Genomic DNA, 17,954 nt, shown 5'->3' with positions numbered 1-17,954 from the left:
AACAATCAAATTAATTACAAAAATGTAGCTTAACTTATACTGCAGGTTTTATTTGCATATCCAAACTAGCATATACCCTAACTTTAACTCAAGTCTAAAAGATTAAATAACAAATATTCCCTACTAAAGTAATCTTTATTTCTTACAAAACTAAGACTATATAAACGTTTTATCGTTGAAAAAGTAAGAATTAATCCAGCGTTAATTGGTTGAAAAAAATGCTAAAAAAAACATAATTAACTCATAATCATCTTTGTTTTTATTTTGAAAAAGTTATTTTTGGAAAAATCACCAAAATTTATCTATGCAAGACCAATTAAAACAAGCGCCTGTTGACAAGTATGTAATTAATCCTTTAAAATCTTTTATCAGCAACTCCGTTATGGGAGGAGTGGTGCTTCTCGCAGCCACAATCATTGCTGTAATTTTAGCCAATTCGGCCTGGTCAGATTGGTTTTTAGGTTTGTGGAAAAACAGGATTTCAATTCGTTTTAATGACACCATCTTCTTAGATTATGATTTGCACCACTGGATCAACGACGGTCTGATCTCCATATTTTTCTTTGTTTTAGGTTTGGAATTAAAACGGGAAATGGTCGACGGCCAGTTATCAGGATTTAAAAATGCCATTCTCCCCGTCATTGTCGGTATTTCTGGAATGATTTTCCCTGCCTTGATATTTTCCTTGTTTAATGGCGGTGACCCCGAAGCCTTAAAAGGTTGGGGAATCCCGATGGCGTGCGACATCGCCTTCGTGCTCGGAATTTTATACTTACTGGGAGACAAAGTTCCCGTTTCGGTCAAGATCTTTTTCACCGCTTTCGGGATTGTCGATGACATCGGGGCGGTATTGATTATCGCTTTAGTGTACACCAATGAAATCTCGTATATCAGTTTAATTGTCGGATTAATTTTCTTCGTATTGCTGATTATTGCCAATAAATTCGGGGTCAGAAGCACCTTCTTTTATGGAGCTGTCGGAATATTAGGTGTCTGGATTCCGTTTCTGCTATCGGGAGTTCACGCCACAATCGCCGCTGTTTTGGTGGCCTTTACCATTCCTGCGACTACAAAAATCAGCGAAATAGGATTTCTTAAAAACATAAAGAAATATTCGCATCGTTTGGATGAAACAGAATCGCTTGACGGACCTACATTGACCAACGATCAATTGCACATTATTGGCAAGATGAAATCCATGACCAAATACGCCATGCCTCCTTTACAGCGGTTGGAACATAGCTTGCATCCTGTGGTTTCATTTGTAGTGATGCCGATTTTTGCCTTGGCCAATGCGGGTGTCGTGTTTAATATAAATTTTACAGATTTATTCTCAACCAACATTTTCTCCGGAATCGTAGTTGGGCTGGTTGCCGGTAAATTTCTGGGAATCTTCGGTGTTACTTTTATATTGCTGAAACTTAAATGGGTACAGCTTCCAAAGAAAATGACGGTCAACCATCTTTTCGGGATCAGCGTTTTAGCAGGCATTGGATTCACCATGTGCCTTTTCATCACGACGCTAGCGTATGCGGATCCAGTACAAATTACGCAAGCTAAAATTGGAATCTTTGTCGCCTCTATCATCGCCGGAGTTTTAGGATACCTTATTCTTAGCCGCAACGCTTCAAAAGAAGCGAAAAAGATACGTGAGGAGGCCTAAATAAATTATAATCAAACCATACAGATATGAATACTGCAGCATTAAAAGAAAAATTAAAAGACAATTTTGAAAAAATTCTTGAAGATGAATCAAAATTAGAAATTCTAGACAGCACTTTCTCTAAAATCATTGCCCAAACAGAAACATCTTCTGAAACTGAAAATCAGGAATCCGAAGAAAAACAACATCTAAAAGATCCTGTCTCAAACGAGCCCGAAGTGAAATCATGGGAAGATTTTAAAAACAAAATGAAAGCCAAATATGGTTTTTAAAAGCAACGTTTTAAAAAAATGCAGGAGCAGAAATTTGAAGTTTTCCGGATAATTTTGAAATAGTTTTAATTGTTCACAATTAGTAACTTCAAAACACTTCCTAAACAAAAAAACTTCCGTAATTTTGCTACACAATTTTAAAAACACACAAATAAATATAATATGAGTTCATTTGACGTAGTCGTTATCGGTTCAGGACCTGGTGGATATGTTGCTGCAATTCGTTGTGCACAATTGGGTTTCAACACCGCAATCATCGAAAAATATTCAACTCTTGGCGGCACTTGCCTAAATGTAGGCTGTATTCCATCAAAAGCGTTGCTAGATTCTTCACACCATTACCACGACGCCATTTCGCATTTCAAAGAACACGGAATCGAAATTATAGGAGAAATCAAATTTTCAATCGAACAAATGATTGCCAGAAAAGGGTCGGTTGTAGACCAAAACGTTTCGGGCATCAAATATTTGATGGACAAAAATAAAATTACCGTTTTTGAAGGTGTTGGTTCTTTTGAAGATGCCACGCACGTAAAAGTGACAAAAGCTGACGGTTCTTCTGAAACGTTGGAAGCAAAAAACACGATTATTGCTACAGGTTCGAAACCATCTTCTTTGCCATTTATCAAAATCGATAACGAAAAAATCATTACTTCTACAGAAGCATTAAATTTGAAAGAAGTTCCGAAACACCTTATCGTTATTGGCGGTGGCGTTATCGGATTGGAGTTGGGACAAGTATATCTTCGTCTTGGTGCTCAAGTTTCTGTAGTGGAATATTTAGACAGGATCATTCCAGGAATGGATGCTGGCTTGTCTAAAGAACTGACAAAAGTCTTGAAGAAACAAGGCATGAAATTCTACACGTCGCACAAAGTGAAATCGGTAGAAAGAAACGGCGAAGGAGTTCAAGTACAGGCTGAAAACGCAAAAGGCGAAACGATTACGCTTGACGGAGATTATTCTCTAGTTTCTGTGGGCCGTCGTCCTTATACTGACGGTTTGAACGCTGAAAAAGCAGGTGTAAAAGTTACGGAAAGAGGTCAAATCGAAGTGAACGATCATTTACAGACTTCGGTTGCAAATATATATGCCATCGGTGACGTTGTTAAAGGTGCAATGTTGGCGCACAAAGCCGAAGAAGAAGGTGTGTTTGTAGCGGAAACGTTAGCCGGACAAAAACCGCACATCGATTACAACTTGATTCCTGGAGTGGTGTACACTTGGCCAGAAGTTGCCGCGGTTGGTAAAACCGAAGAGCAATTGAAAGAAGCAGGAGTAGAGTACAAAGCAGGAAGTTTTCCTTTCAAAGCGTTGGGACGTTCCCGCGCAAGTGGCGACACAGACGGTTTCGTGAAAATCTTGGCGGATAAAAAGACTGACGAAGTGTTGGGAATCCACATGATTGGTGCCCGAACTGCCGATTTGATCGCAGAAGCTGTCGTAGCAATGGAATTCAAGGCGTCTGCCGAAGACATTTCAAGAATGAGCCACGCACACCCAACCTACGCGGAAGCGGTTAAGGAAGCGGCATTGGCTGCAACGGAAAACCGACCTTTGCACATGTAAAATCAGATTGTATTTTTTCGATAGTTAGATATTCGAAAAATTTTAAATACATAAAACCCGTTTCCACAAGAAGCGGGTTTTTTATTGGAAGCGAACCGTCATTTCATTTTCAGCAAAGGCAATTCCCGCTGGAGCCACTCGCTTTGCTTTTTCTGGCGCAAAAGCAAGAGCTCAAACAAGGGCACCATCGGGGCTATTTGAGAAACTGTCCGCTTTTTTAGAAACCCCTGAACCATTGCCTGCCAACAGTAACTAAAAAACTTATTGGCTTAGCGCCTTCTCCCTAAAAACCTTTGAAGAAACAAGTAATCAAATAAAAAGAACTATTTTCCTCCTGAACTTTGCGCCTTACCGTCTTTGCGATAAAAAAACTTTGCAAGAAACAAAGCCATCACTTCAGAATGATTTGCTTACAAGCGCCTTCGAGAATCATTTTAATTTTCCTAATTTTACACTTTAAATAAAATCCCTTGAGAACGTCAATAAAGCTTCAGATTAAAAATCCAATCCAATTCAAAAAACAGCTCTTGAACTGGTCGCAGCAATTTAGAGAAGCCCTGTTTTTAGACAGCAATAATTACGATCAAAAATACACTTCTTTCGATGCTGTCCTTGCCGTTGATGCGTTCACGTCCATTAAAACCGATGAAATCAACGCGTTTGAAGATTTAAAGCAATACCAGCAGACCACAAGAGATTGGCTTTTTGGATACCTGTCGTATGATTTAAAAAACGATACCGAAGCTCTGAAATCCAAGAATTTTGACGGACTGAATTTTCCTGAACTGTTCTTTTTCCAGCCTAAAAAACTATTTCTTTTAAAAGAAAACCAGCTCGAAATCAAGTACCTTAATATGTGTGATGACGAAGTGGAAGAAGATTTAGATGAAATCCATCAGATTGCAGATTGCAGTACGCCGGTTTCAGATAGAAATCTTCAGATACAGCAGCGAATTTCAGAAGAGGAATATGTTTTAAAAGTTTCAAAAATGCTCGAGCACATTCAGCGCGGCGACATTTATGAAGCCAATTTTTGTATGGAATTCTTCGCCGAAAATGCTACAATAAATCCAATTGAAATCTACCAAAAGCTGAATGAAATTTCAGAACCGCCTTTTGCCGCGTACTTCAAAAATCACAAGCAGTTTTTGCTGTCCGCTTCGCCAGAACGGTATTTGAAAAAAGAAAACGATACCATTATTTCCCAGCCGATAAAAGGAACTTCAAAGCGATTTTTAGATGAAGTTGAAGATGAAAAAAGCAAATTAGGGTTGGCTTCCAACGAAAAGGAGCGCTCCGAAAACATCATGATTGTCGATTTGGTCAGAAATGACTTGTCCCGAACGGCTTCAAAAGGTTCGGTTGAAGTAGAAGAATTGTGTGGCGCATACAGTTTCAAGCAAGTACATCATTTAATTTCCACGGTAATCTCAAAAGTAGAATCGGATAAAGCACTTACTGAAATCATCAAAACCACTTTCCCGATGGGAAGCATGACGGGAGCGCCAAAAATCGCGGCGATGCAGATCATCGAAGATTTAGAAGAAACAAAACGAGGCCTTTACAGCGGCGCCATCGGTTATTTTACGCCTGAAAATGACTTTGATTTTAATGTCGTGATCCGAAGTATCTTGTACAGTCAACAAAATAATTATGTTTCCTTTTCAGTCGGGAGCGCCATTACTTCGCTCTCCATTCCTGAAAAAGAATATGAAGAATGCCTGCTGAAAGCCAAAGCCATGCGTGAAGTGCTTTCTTGAATTAAAAAACCTGTTAGGTATTAAAATTTCCTTTTCCTATCTTTGAAAATGCTTTTTAAATTTCAAAAACATCTTTCGGAAAACCTTCCTTTTTTAAGAGAGAAAAAACTGCTTTTGGCCATCAGCGGTGGCATCGACAGTATTGTTTTGGCACAGTTGTTAAGGCAATCCGGTTACGCTGTTTCGTTGGCGCATTGCAATTTTAATTTACGCGGTAGCGAAAGTGATGGCGATGAGCAATTTGTCAGAAATTTTGCAGCTGAAAATAACTTAGAGGTATTTGTAACCCACTTTGATACAGAACGTTTTGCGCAAGATAATAAACTATCCATTCAGCTTGCTGCACGGCAATTGAGATACATTTGGTTTCACCAATTGCTCGAAGAAAATAATTTAGATTTCATCTTGACGGCGCACCATTTAGATGATAATTTGGAAACTTTTTTGATCAATTTCACGCGCGGAACAGGGTTGGAAGGCTTGACTGGAATTCCAGTCCAGAATGATAAAATCGTACGTCCGCTATTAAAATTCAGCAGGGAAGAGATTCAAAATTTTGCTTCTGAAAATAAAATTGAATGGCGCGAAGACAGCAGCAATGCTTCAGACAAATACCTTCGAAATAAATTAAGACATGATATTGTTCCGATATTGAAAAGCTTAAATTCAAGTTTTTTGAATTCGTTTCAAGATACTTTAAGCCATTTGAACCAATCAAAATCGTTGGCAGAAGACGCTTCGGTTTTGGTCTACAAACAAGTAGTCACGGAGAAAGAAAACCAAAAATTCTTTCGATTGTTTGATTTAAAAAGGCTTCCGAATTATGAAGCCTATCTTTTTGAATGGTTGCGGCCTTTCGGATTTACGGCATGGAAAGATATTTCAAATTTAACCGAAGCCCAATCAGGCAAATTCATTCTTTCGGATAAATTTAGACTTTTAAAAGACAGGGATTTTCTTATTTTGGAGCCCATTCTTGAAAAAGACGAACGTATTTATGAAATTGAGGACGATGCTGGAATCGATTTTCCTATAAAATTAAAACTGGAAACGGTATTTCAATCGGATAAAACATCTAATCCTGCTGCAATTTACGTAGATAAAGAAAAGTTAAAGTTCCCTTTGACGGTAAGAAAGTGGCAAGAAGGTGACTATTTTTGCCCAGCCGGAATCGACGGAAAAAAGAAAGTCAGCAAGTATTTTAAAGATGAGAAATTCTCTTTAAGCGAGAAAGAAAATACGTGGCTTCTGGTGTCGGATCAGGAGATCGTCTGGATCATTGGAAAACGTCAAGACCGCAGATTTTATAGTAAAAATAACACAACCCCCATATTAAAAATAGCACTTCTGTAATGAAAAAAATAGCCCTTTTATTCTTTTTGTTTTTTGCATTTATTTCTTCAAATGCGCAAATTTTAGATCCGGTAAAATGGACATCCAAAATTGAAAAGAAATCAGATACCGAGTATTTACTGACTTTTGACGGTGTGATTGAACCTTTATGGCACGTGTATTCCCAGTTTACGCCAGACGGAGGCGCACTGCCTTTGGAAGTCTTGTTTAACAACGGCAAAGATAATTTTGAGCCAGTCGGAAAAGCCAAAGAAAGTGAAACGACCACCGAATTCAATGACGTTTTTAAAGTGGATGAAACGTTCTTTAAAGAAACAATGCAGCTCCAGCAGTTGATAAAAATTACAAATCCATCGAACAATTTGGTTCAGGTGGAATTGTCTTACCAAGTTTGTAAAGAGGTTTGTATTCAGCAGAATAAATATTTTGAGTTTGACTTAGAGAAGGTTACCGTTGCTGAAGTTCCCGCTTTTACAGAAATTAAAAAAGAGTCACCTAAAAAAGAATCTGTTGTAAAAGCAATTGAAGAACCTAAGAAAGGATTGTTTTCCATTTTCTTCATCGCGTTTTTATCAGGATTTGCAGCGCTTTTGACGCCTTGTGTATTTCCAATGATCCCGATGACGGTAAGTTTTTTCACAAAACAAAGCAAAAACAAAGCAAAAGGCATCAAAAATGCTATCATTTACGGAATTTCAATTATCTTGATTTATGTGTTTTTAGGAACAGTAATCACGCTGGTTTTTGGTTCAGATGCTTTAAATGCGTTGTCCACAAACGTGTGGTTTAATGTGATCTTCTTTTTACTTTTAGTCGTATTTGCTTTTTCATTTCTGGGAGCTTTTGAAATTATGTTGCCAAATTCTTGGGCAAACAAAGTGGATAGACAAGCCGATAAAGGCGGTATTATTGGGATTTTGTTTATGGCTTTGGCTTTGGCCATTGTATCGTTTTCGTGTACAGGACCAATCGTTGGGACATTGTTAGTTGAAGCGGCTTCAAAAGGCGGTTTAGCTCCAATTATCGGGATGTTTGGATTCTCTTTAGCGTTGGCACTGCCATTTATGTTGTTTGCTTTATTTCCGGGATGGCTGAATTCATTGCCAAAATCTGGTGGATGGTTGAATACCGTAAAAGTCTTTTTAGGATTTTTAGAATTGGCATTAGCGTTTAAATTCTTATCAAATGCCGATTTGGTTTTGCAATTGCATTGGTTGGAAAGAGAAACGTTCTTGGCCATTTGGATAGCAATTTTTGGAACTTTGGCACTTTATCTCTTTGGAAAAATTACCTTGCCGCACGATTCTCCATTGCCAAACATTTCTGTGGGAAGATTATCATTAGGATTATTAGTTTTATCGTTTACTGTTTATTTGGTACCAGGACTTTGGGGAGCTCCACTGAAATTGATCAGCGGTTTTCCGCCACCCTTAACGTATAGCGAATCCCCTTATGGAGTTGGAGGAAAGGGTGGAAGTTCGAGTACGGCAGAACTGCCAGAAGGCGCGGAATTAGGAGCTCACGACATCGTTGCCTTTAAAGATTATGACAAAGGATTGGCTTACGCAAAATCAGTAAATAAGCCTGTTTTGTTGGATTTTACAGGGTATGCTTGCGTAAATTGCCGTAAAATGGAAGATTATGTTTGGTCGGATAACAAAATACTTTCTATCTTAAAAAATGACGTGGTTTTAGTTTCGCTTTATGTGGATGACAAAAGAAATTTGCCAGAAAGTGAGCAGTATGTTTCTAAAGAAACAGGTAAGAAAATCAAAACAACAGGTAACAAATGGAGTGATTTTCAGATTACAAAATACAAAGCCAACGCGCAACCTTATTACATCATAGTGGATTCTGACGGCAATGATTTAAATCAGCCAATTGGGTATACACCAGATATTAATGAATATGAAGCTTGGTTAAAATCTGGAATTAAAAAATAAAAAAAAATCCGCTCAGTGAGTGGATTTTTTTATGCGATAATCTTTTCGATATAATCAGAATTTAATAAATATAATGCGCCCATGTAGCGAATCTTGAACGAAATGACATCGCCAATTTTATACTTTTTTTCAGAATTTGTAATGTCCAAGACAAGCATATCAGAACTGGCGTCAATCATTGTGATGTTTTCATCATGAGGCTCAAGGTATTGCGGTTGCATATCCAGAAGTCCGATGTCCAAAATGGCACGGAGAGAGGAGGTTCCCAAGTCGTGGTTTTCGTTGGATTCAAAAGTATTTCCGGCTACATTTTCCCCTAGATCGCCACTCGGAATGTCTGGTTTTTCGGTAATTTCAATAATTTCGGCATACAGCTTGAAAACCTCACTTTCCATGCCTTCAATAGTTTGTCCCGTAAATAAATCATTTGCGAAAAATAAAGCTTCGCCAACTCGAAAATGATTTACAGCCATTGGCCTTGCATTCTTCAGCATCAGCGGAATGGCAACCGAAGTACCACCAGAAACCCAAGGAATGGAGATGTTAAATTTAGCTTCAATTAACTGTTTATAAAGACTTAACTGTATCAATTTATCTTGATTTGGCATCACGCCGCTCAAGCAATTTAAATTGGTTCCGATGCCACGGATTTCTATGTGTGGCAAATTTATGATCTGTCCATAAAAATGAATCAAATCTTCTCCCATAACGCCTTCGCGCAAATCGCCCATTTCAATCATTATGACGATTTTGTGAATTTTATTTTGTTTTCCAGCTTCTTCCGAAAGCATTATTATGGTATCAATTTCAGTATTAAAACTGACATCGGCATATTTTACAATTTTTGCGATACTGCGTTTTGCTGGAGGTTTTATGTAGACCGTCTGGACATCAGAAGCAATTTCTTTGATTGTTTTTAAATTGCTGATGCGCGAATCGTGAATTTCTTTTACGCCTAAATTTATTATTTCATTGAGGAACAGTTTGTTGCCACATAAAATTTTTGAAACTACACCCCATTCAATATTTCTTGACTGAAAAAGATGTTGGAGGTGTTTGTAGTTGTGCTGTAATTTCTTTTGGTCTAATTTTATAAAAGCCATTTGTTTTTCGTTTGGAGAATAAGCAAGAATTAATTTGATTTTTCTAATCTCATTTCAAGGTACTTGCTTTTAAAACCCAATTTTTCATAAAGGTGAAAAGCGGGATTGTCAGGTTCGCAGTGCAGCGCAATATTTCCATCAGAAAATTCAATGGCATATTCCATCAGTTTTTTTCCGATTCCTTTACCGCGATAAAAATTGTTTACGGCAATATAAACCAAAATATTTTCAGGAATATAGCCACTCATCCCAGTTTTATTCAAAACAACGGCGCCAATAATTTCATTTTCATTGGAAGCTAAAATGATTTCACCGCCTTTGTTTTTATCTTGGACATAAGACAGGCATTTTAAAATATCGTCTTTCTCATCACCAAATTCATCTAAATGTTCGTGTAAAAAATCAGCAATTTGATCGTTGTTGAATAAAGTGTTTTCGTAAGCGCAAAATTTAATTGTTTGGGTTTCCATTTTTATATTTTTATCATTATTAAGTGGCGAAATCTGAATTAAAGAACGCAGTTTTCCGTGCGACTTTAAAAAAGCCACATTTATTTCAAACATCTGAAATAGGAAAATTTTGCGTGCTGCAGAAAACAGCCAATACGAAAATAAGGAGATACCTTATTTATTTTGATACTGCAAATTTACAAAAAAAGGAAAGTTTAAACAAGTTTTTTATAAGAAAATAGATTTTTTTAGTGTTTAAGTAGTTGTAAATCAATATTATTTTAAAAGTGTAATCAACTTTCGCGCAGCAGTTTGAACTGGATCCCAAACAGGAGAAAAAGGCGGTGCATAAGACAAATCTAAGTCGATAATATTTCTTAAAGTTAACTTGTAAGTTAGTGCTGTTGCCAGAACATCAATTCTTTTTGCTGCGCCTTCTTCCCCAATAATTTGACCGCCAAGCAGTCTTCCGGTTCTTTTTTCAGCAATTAGCTTGACATAAATATCCTTAGAATCGGGATAATATCCGGCACGGGATTTTGTCTTGATCATCGTTTGCACATAATCAATATTTAAAGTTTTCAGCTGTTTTTCTAGCATTCCAGTCCGTGCCACTTCATAAACACAAATCTTGCAAACGGCAGTTCCCACAACGCCTGGAAAAACAGCTTTTCCGCCTTCAATATTTTTTCCGGCGACCAATCCCGTTTTATTGGCAACCGTTCCCATTGCGATGTAAAACGGCTTGTTTGTAACTAAATGTGTAGTCGTAGCGCAATCCCCAGCTGCCCAAACATTTCTGATGTTGGTTCTTTGCGTTTTTGCGACAACTACGGCTCCTTTTTCGTTTAATTTGATTTTAGATTTTTTTAGGAATGCCGTGTTTGGAGCAGTTCCCATTCCTAAAATGACCAAATCCGCTTTTAAAGTCTGTTTGTCAGTAACGACAGACGTTACTCCGTTTTTGTCGGCTTCAAATTTTTGCAATTCTTCTTTGGCATAAATTTTTACGCCAAGATTCGTCATTGCATTATTCACCAAAGCCCCCATATCGGGATCTAAAGTATTCATGATTTCTTCAGAACGATTGATTAACAAGACGTTCAAACCTTTAATCAGCAAAGCTTCAGCCATTTCCAATCCGATGTAGCCGCCACCAACAATTACAGCGTTTTTAGGCTTTTTATTTTTAATGAAATTATCGACTTTGATGCCGCTTCTTAATGTAGAAACGCCAAATATTCCGTCGGCATCCCGATTTTCAACATCAGGACAGAATGCTTTTCCGCCGGTTGCAATCAGCAATTTATCATACGATTCCCAAAACTGAGTTTTATCGTCTGATTTGTGAACTAAAACCTGGTTGTTATCCGTATCCACTTCAATTACTTCGTGTAAAATCCGCGTGTCAATTTTGTGTTTTTTTATAAATTCTTCTGGAGTTCTTACAATTAGTTCTTCATGTGAAGCTACTTTTCCTGAAATAAAATAAGGAATCCCGCAGGCTGAATAAGATACATATTCTGATTTTTCAAAAACGATTATCTCGCAGTTTTTATTTTCACGGCGAATTTTTGAAGCAGCAGTCATTCCTGCAGCATCGCCTCCGATAATTATCAATTTGTATTTTTCCATATTTAAATATATAAAAAAAGCCTAAAACTTTTAGGTCTTAGGCACTTATTTGGGATTAATTTAAACTATTTCTTTAGAAAAATTTTGAATTCTGTTCCAATTCCAATTTCTGAATGAAGCTCAATTCTTCCATTTAATTTTTGAACCATTTTTTGAACTGTCGACAATCCAATTCCGGTTCCCTTTGCGTGGAAGCGATCTGTTTTTCCTAGAGTTTCAAAGGTGTTAAAAATTTTGTCAAAATTTGACTTATCAATGCCGCAGCCATTATCGCCAACAGTTATCATATAATGATCTTGATCTTCTGAAAAACCTACTGTGATAATTCCTTTTGATTTGTCATTATATTTGATACTATTTCCTACCAAGTTGAAAAGAATCTGTCCCAGAGCCATTTTGTTTGAGAAGATCTTATGGTTTTTTTCAGGAAGAATAAATTCAAATTCGTTTTTTGTGTCTAGAATAGAAATAACATAATAAATAAAATCATTGAGACGAATTTTTTCAGAAGTGTCCACAATTTCGTTATCATGCTTGTAATAATTCAAAATGGCATCAACCAATTTTTTTAACTCTTCAGAAGAAGTAAAGATGTAGTCAAGCATTTGATTTCCATCTTCATCAAGTTGATTTTTATTATTTTCTTTCAATAATTTGGTCAGCATCATGATGTTATTCAACGGCGATTTTATATCGTGAGAAACGACGGAAGCAAATTGCTCCAAATCCCGGTATTTTGCTAAGAGGGAGTTGTGATTTTCAATTAATTGAAAGTTTTTACGTCTTAATTCTAATAAGTTAATGACTTGCTTTGCCAATTTTTCCAATGCCATAATCTGAAAATCATCTAGCTTTCTGGGCTCTTTGTCAATGACGCACAAAGATCCCAAGGCAAATCCCTCAGGATTTACAAGTGGAACTCCTGCATAATAGCGAATATTAGGATAATTAACGACTAAGGAACTTTGAGAAAAACGTTCGTCTTCTAAAGCATTCTCGACAATCATAGTCTGGTTTGGACAATTAATTGTATGGGCGCAAAATGCAATTTCACGCGGGTTTTCATTAAATTCTAAACCGATTTTTGATTTAAACCATTGACGGTCTTGGTCAATTAAAGTAATTGTGGAAATGGGTGTCTTGCAAATTTCAGAAGCAAGTTGGACGATGTCGTCAAAATCTTTTTCAGGACTTGTATCTAATATTTGATAGGCCAATAGCGCTTCAAGACGCTCTTTCTCATTTAGTGGTATTTTTGGAAAAATCATTTCAGACAACAGAATTGGAAATTTTATTTACGTAGAAATCATGCATTTGGTTTGGAAATCCTTATAATTAATTATCTTTTTGGTTTTGTAAAATTAATTATTTTCTTACTCAAATATCAGTTAGTTTCATAAATTAACGAATGTTTAATTATTATTTTTTTAAATTTAAAACTATTGAGTTTTTTTATTAAATTTAACAAAGTTAAATTATATGCCATGTTAGTAAAAGTATTTGGAAGCGCTGTCTTTGGGGTTGAAGCAACAACCGTAACTGTAGAAGTAAATATTGATAAAGGAATAGGATATCACTTGGTCGGACTTCCTGACAATGCCATAAAAGAAAGCAGTTATCGCATCGCCGCTGCTTTAAAAAACAATGGATACCAACTTCCTGGAAAAAAAATCACTATCAACATGGCGCCTGCAGATTTGAGAAAAGAAGGCTCTGCGTACGATCTTACTTTGGCTATGGGAATTCTTGTCGCTTCTGGTCAAATTCAAACCGATGAAGTAGGTAAATACATCATCATGGGTGAACTTTCTTTAGACGGAAGTTTGCAGCCCATCCGTGGCGCATTGCCAATTGCAATTAAAGCAAAAGAAGAGGGCTTCAAAGGATTTTTTCTGCCAAAGCAAAATGTAAAAGAAGCGGCAATTGTTTCGGGACTAGATGTGTATGGAGTCGAAAATGTACAAGAAATTATTGATTTTTTTGAAGCCAAAGGAACTCTGGAGCCAACGATTTTTGATACGAGGGAAGAGTTTTATAAAACCTTAGATTTTCCAGAATATGATTTTAGTGACGTCAAAGGGCAAGAATCCATAAAAAGATGCATGGAAATTGCAGCAGCCGGTGGCCATAATTTAATTTTAATTGGCCCGCCTGGCGCAGGTAAAACAATGTTAGCCAAAAGATTGCCTAGCATCCTGCCACCGATGACATTGCGGGAAGCTTTAGAAACCACAAAGATCCACAGTGTTGTTGGCAAAATAAAAGAAGCCGGTCTGATGAACCAAAGACCATTTCGTAGCCCGCACCACACGATTTCTAATGTCGCATTAGTTGGTGGTGGAAGTTATCCCCAACCCGGAGAAATTTCCATGGCGCACAATGGTGTGTTATTTTTAGACGAATTGCCAGAATTTAAGCGCGAAGTACTTGAAGTAATGCGACAGCCTTTAGAAGACCGTGAAGTCACGATTTCAAGAGCTAAATTTACCGTTACCTATCCGTCTTCATTTATGCTTGTGGCCAGTATGAACCCAAGCCCGAGTGGATTTTTTAACGATCCAGGAAGTCCTAATACTTCATCGCCTAATGAAATGAACCGCTACCTGAGTAAAATTTCGGGACCGCTTTTGGACCGAATTGATATTCATATTGAAGTTACACCGGTTCCTTTTGAAAAACTTTCTGATGATCGAAAATCAGAGAGTAGCTCAAGCATTCGAGAAAGGGTTACAAAAGCGAGAGAACTTCAGTCAGCAAGATTTTCAGACAATGAAAAGGTCAATTATAATGCTCAAATGAACACAAAGCAAATTCGTGAATTTTGTATTTTGGATGAAAGCTCTAAACAATTGTTAAAATCTGCAATGGAGCGGTTAAATCTTTCCGCAAGAGCGTATGACCGAATTTTGAAAGTTTCAAGAACAATTGCAGATTTAGATAACTCAGAAAACGTAGTTTCCCATCATATTGCAGAAGCAATTCAATACAGGAGTTTGGATCGTGAAGGTTGGTTGGGATAAAAAAAAGCAACTCAATTGAGTTTCCTTTTTTCATCTAAGTTCTGCAAAAGTATCACCCTGCTTGATATCGCCCGATTTAAAACCTTTATTGAACCAATACACTCTCTGTTCAGAAGTTCCATGAGTAAATGAATCTGGAACAACTTGGCCTTGCATTTTCTTTTGAATAGCATCGTCTCCCACAGCATTTGCGGCGCTCAGTGCTTCTTCAATATCTCCGGGTTCCAAGATTTGATTCATTTCTTGGTTATAATGGGTCCAAACTCCTGCGTAAAAATCAGCTTGAAGTTCAAGGGCAACAGAAAGTTTATTGGCATCAGCCTCGCTTAAGCCTTGTTGCATTTTTCGCATTTTTGCTGACGTTCCTAAAAGTGTCTGAACGTGATGTCCAATTTCGTGCGCAACAACATACGCTACGGCAAAATCCCCACCTTTGGCACCAAATTTTGACTTCAATTCTTCGAAGAAAGTCATATCCATATAGACTTTTTTGTCACCAGGACAATAAAAGGGGCCTGAAGCAGCACTTGCGCCACCACAAGCCGTTTGCACTTGTCTGCTGAATAAAACTAATTTTGGAGCTTCATATGTCCAGCCGTTTTCTGTGAAAATTTTGTTCCAAACGTCTTCATTGTCAGCCAGCAATGTTGCAACAAATTCACCAGTTTCTTTTTCCTCTGCTGTTAAATCACGCTGTTCTGTAGGAGCAGAAGACTGTCCTTGTTGCAATTGTTCTAAGATTGGGGCAAGATTTTGAGCACTTTCTCCACCAAAAATATTTACCAATAAGATGATGATTCCAATTAAACCGCCACCAACGGCCACTTTTCCACCAGAGATTCCTCGGCGATCTTCCATATTGTCACTTTGACGTCTTCCTGACCATTTCATAATTCGTAGATTTATATACAAATTAAAGCAATTTTTCAATCCAAAAAATTAATTTTTTTAACAAAAATCAAAAAATGGCAAGGAATAGTTTTTATAAATGAAATGTTTAACAGAAAAGAGGTGGTTAAAGCAATTCTGAAGAAATGCCAATATCGTCGATACTGTCTTCATCATAAATTCCAACGGCTTTTTTATAAATTACATACTGCATTGAAAAGATAATGGGCAGTGTAAAGAAGATTCCGATTAAAAGTGCAATCAGTCCTAAAGAAGTCAGGATGATGGAAACGACCATCAATAATAGAATTGTAAAAAAGTTTTTGAATACAATCAAAATACTTGCTTCAATGGCTTCAATGGCTTTTAATTTTCCAAAAATGATAAATGGAATCGTGAAAACGGTAAGGAATTGTATGAAATAAGTAATAAATTTCACCAAGAAAATATACCCGGAAAATTCAATTAAGGTTACAACTAAACTTGAAGCCGATGAAATTAAAACGCCAGAAATGACTAATTGCCTTAATAAATCGCTTTTGTAATAATCAAAAACAGTACTAAAATTATAAGGTTTATGAGTAGACGCATTATGTGAAACTTTTAAAAGGCCAGCATAAAACGGACAAATAATTGCGGCTAAAACCACGGCAATTAATAAGGTGAAGAATATTTCTACTAAAGAAAAATTAGCCACTTGAAAATCACCAAAAGCGCTTGAAAAAGAATCGGCTCCGAAAACAATTGCTGATAATCCGATGGTGATTCCAACCAAAACGAATGCGAAAAGTAAAAATGCGGCACCATTAACCCAAACGGTTTTTTGGTAGTTCTTTAAAGTGTCAGATAAAACATCACCGATGCCTAAATTATAACCGTTTCTTTTTATTTCTTCCAGCTTTTGCTTGGTAGTATTCTTCATTTAAACCTTTGAAATTAATGCTGCAAAATTAGGCATAAAAAACGGCTAACTAAAACCATTTCAGCATTTTTCTGATGAATTTTAATTTATTGTTGTAAGGCGCATAGCGAACGGGATTGTCAAACCAATTTCCTTTTTTTACAATTGATTTTTGGTGCGAAAAGGTTTCGTAGCTTTTTTTTCCGTGGTAAGCCCCGATACCGCTATTTCCAACACCGCCAAAAGGCAATCGTTTGTTTGAAAAGTGAATGATTGTATCATTTACACAACCGCCACCAAAAGAAAAGTCAGTAATTGTTTTTTCTGCAAAAGCTTTGTCATCTGAAAAAACATATAGCGAAAGTGGTTTTTCATATCTGGAAATCACTTTTTTCAAGTCATTATCATTTTCATAGGAAAGCATAGGAAGCAAAGGACCAAAAATTTCATCTTTCATGATTTTGCTATCCAAAGAAGGCTCGTCAATTAAAGTAGGAGCGATGTACAAATTGTCTTCTTCGTAATTTCCGCCAGCAACAACCTTTGAGTTTTCTATCAAATCAACCAATCGCATCCAATGATTTTTGTTTACGATTCTTGTGTAATCAAGAGAAAGTTCGGGTTTTTCGCCGTAGGCATTTTCAATTTCTTCAATCAATAAGTTTACAAATTTGGCTTTTACGGTGCTATGAATCAACAAATAATCGGGTGCAATGCAAGTTTGCCCGGCATTTAAAAATTTGCCCCAAACAATTCGCTTCGTTGCGATTTGTAGATTGGCTGACTTGTCAATAATACACGGATTTTTACCACCTAATTCTAATGTTACTGGCGTTAAATTTACCGCGGCAGCTTTGGCCACTTCTTTTCCCACAGAAACGCTTCCGGTGAAAAATATATAATCCCAACGCTTTTCTAATAATGATTTTGCCACTTCAGCATCTCCCAAAACGGCTACAACTTCTTTAACATCAAAAGTTTCTCGAATCAATTTTGAAATTAATGAAGAAGTATTCGGAGTTAATTCAGACGGTTTTAAAACCACAGAATTTCCGGTGGCATAAGAAGCAATCATAGGACAAAGTGCCAATTGAAACGGGTAATTCCAAGGCGAGATAATCAATGTTTTTCCGTAAGGTTCACTATAAATGTAATCAGATGAAGGGAAATTTAAAATCGAAGAACGTACCTTCTTTGGCTTTGCCCAAGATTTTATATTTTTAATGGAATCTTTCAAATCGCCTTGCACGACATGGATTTCAGTTAAAAAAGTTTCAAATGGAGGTTTCTTGAAATCATCTGATAAAGCCTTGATTATTGCTTCTTCATTTTCGGTAATTGTGTGCAGAAACTTCTTTAATTTTTCTTTTCTTAAACTGATTTCGCTGTTGTTCATAG

General features: G+C 36.9%; 14 protein-coding genes. 7 read left to right on the top strand and 7 right to left on the bottom strand.

Translation table 11 applies throughout. The features are described 5' to 3' along the window. The first annotated feature begins 304 nt into the window (after positions 1 to 304). From nhaA to EG849_RS14205, 6 genes are all read left to right on the top strand, one after another. A complete protein-coding gene (gene nhaA / locus EG849_RS14230) occupies positions 305 to 1,663 on the top strand; it encodes a Na+/H+ antiporter NhaA (protein ID WP_125013909.1) in 1,359 nt (452 codons plus the stop codon). Between the two features lie 26 nt (positions 1,664 to 1,689). Next, positions 1,690 to 1,935, top strand: a complete 246-nt coding sequence (locus EG849_RS14225; protein WP_125013907.1) for a hypothetical protein — start codon at positions 1,690 to 1,692, stop codon at positions 1,933 to 1,935. A 162-nt stretch (positions 1,936 to 2,097) separates the two neighbouring features. After that, complete coding sequence (lpdA, locus tag EG849_RS14220) at positions 2,098 to 3,504, top strand: dihydrolipoyl dehydrogenase (RefSeq protein WP_125013905.1); 1,407 nt, start codon at positions 2,098 to 2,100, stop codon at positions 3,502 to 3,504. A 470-nt stretch (positions 3,505 to 3,974) separates the two neighbouring features. Next, a complete protein-coding gene (locus EG849_RS14215; RefSeq protein ID WP_125013903.1) occupies positions 3,975 to 5,264 on the top strand; it encodes an anthranilate synthase component I family protein in 1,290 nt (429 codons plus the stop codon). Positions 5,265 to 5,312: 48 nt separating this feature from the next. Further along, positions 5,313 to 6,617 (top strand): tRNA lysidine(34) synthetase TilS, encoded by a 1,305-nt coding sequence (gene tilS / locus EG849_RS14210; protein ID WP_125013901.1) that lies wholly within the window; start codon positions 5,313 to 5,315, stop codon positions 6,615 to 6,617. Next, on the top strand, positions 6,617 to 8,560 hold the full coding sequence (locus tag EG849_RS14205; RefSeq protein WP_125013899.1) for a protein-disulfide reductase DsbD family protein: 1,944 nt from the start codon (positions 6,617 to 6,619) through the stop codon (positions 8,558 to 8,560). Before tilS ends, EG849_RS14205 begins: the two co-directional genes overlap by 1 nt. Before the next feature lie 29 nt (positions 8,561 to 8,589). Here EG849_RS14205 and EG849_RS14200 read toward each other — a convergent pair whose 3' ends face one another. The 4 genes from EG849_RS14200 to EG849_RS14185 all read right to left on the bottom strand — a co-directional run bounded on the left by EG849_RS14200 (position 8,590) and on the right by EG849_RS14185 (position 13,015). Continuing rightward, the gene (locus EG849_RS14200) at positions 8,590 to 9,663 is read right to left on the bottom strand and encodes an alanine/ornithine racemase family PLP-dependent enzyme (RefSeq protein ID WP_125013897.1); all 1,074 of its coding nucleotides are present in this window, start codon (positions 9,661 to 9,663) and stop codon (positions 8,590 to 8,592) included. 29 nt (positions 9,664 to 9,692) lie between these two features. After that, complete coding sequence (locus tag EG849_RS14195; protein WP_233581812.1) at positions 9,693 to 10,226, bottom strand: GNAT family N-acetyltransferase; 534 nt, start codon at positions 10,224 to 10,226, stop codon at positions 9,693 to 9,695. A gap of 162 nt (positions 10,227 to 10,388) precedes the next feature. After that, complete coding sequence (locus EG849_RS14190; protein ID WP_125013894.1) at positions 10,389 to 11,747, bottom strand: FAD-dependent oxidoreductase; 1,359 nt, start codon at positions 11,745 to 11,747, stop codon at positions 10,389 to 10,391. Between the two features lie 65 nt (positions 11,748 to 11,812). Further along, a complete protein-coding gene (locus tag EG849_RS14185; RefSeq protein WP_125013892.1) occupies positions 11,813 to 13,015 on the bottom strand; it encodes a sensor histidine kinase in 1,203 nt (400 codons plus the stop codon). Positions 13,016 to 13,231: 216 nt separating this feature from the next. On the opposite strand from EG849_RS14185, the gene EG849_RS14180 reads away from it, so the two are divergent. Next, on the top strand, positions 13,232 to 14,767 hold the full coding sequence (locus EG849_RS14180) for a YifB family Mg chelatase-like AAA ATPase (protein ID WP_125013890.1): 1,536 nt from the start codon (positions 13,232 to 13,234) through the stop codon (positions 14,765 to 14,767). A gap of 30 nt (positions 14,768 to 14,797) precedes the next feature. Here the strand turns inward: EG849_RS14180 and ypfJ are convergent, their stop codons facing one another. The 3 genes from ypfJ to EG849_RS14165 form a co-directional block, all read right to left on the bottom strand. After that, positions 14,798 to 15,658 (bottom strand): KPN_02809 family neutral zinc metallopeptidase, encoded by an 861-nt coding sequence (gene ypfJ / locus EG849_RS14175; protein ID WP_125013888.1) that lies wholly within the window; start codon positions 15,656 to 15,658, stop codon positions 14,798 to 14,800. A gap of 124 nt (positions 15,659 to 15,782) precedes the next feature. Continuing rightward, the gene (locus tag EG849_RS14170) at positions 15,783 to 16,577 is read right to left on the bottom strand and encodes a DUF2189 domain-containing protein (RefSeq protein WP_125013886.1); all 795 of its coding nucleotides are present in this window, start codon (positions 16,575 to 16,577) and stop codon (positions 15,783 to 15,785) included. Between the two features lie 49 nt (positions 16,578 to 16,626). Next, positions 16,627 to 17,952 carry an aldehyde dehydrogenase gene (locus tag EG849_RS14165; protein WP_125013884.1) on the bottom strand — a complete coding sequence of 442 codons (1,326 nt, stop codon included), beginning with the start codon at positions 17,950 to 17,952 and terminating at the stop codon, positions 16,627 to 16,629. Between the last annotated feature and the right edge of the window lie 2 nt (positions 17,953 to 17,954).

Origin of the sequence: Flavobacterium macacae (genome assembly GCF_003865365.1) — a bacterium.
Taxonomy (GTDB): Bacteria; Bacteroidota; Bacteroidia; order Flavobacteriales; family Flavobacteriaceae; genus Flavobacterium; species Flavobacterium macacae.
Note: the sequence above shows the minus strand (reverse complement) of the source record. Positions and strands in the feature narration are given on the sequence as shown.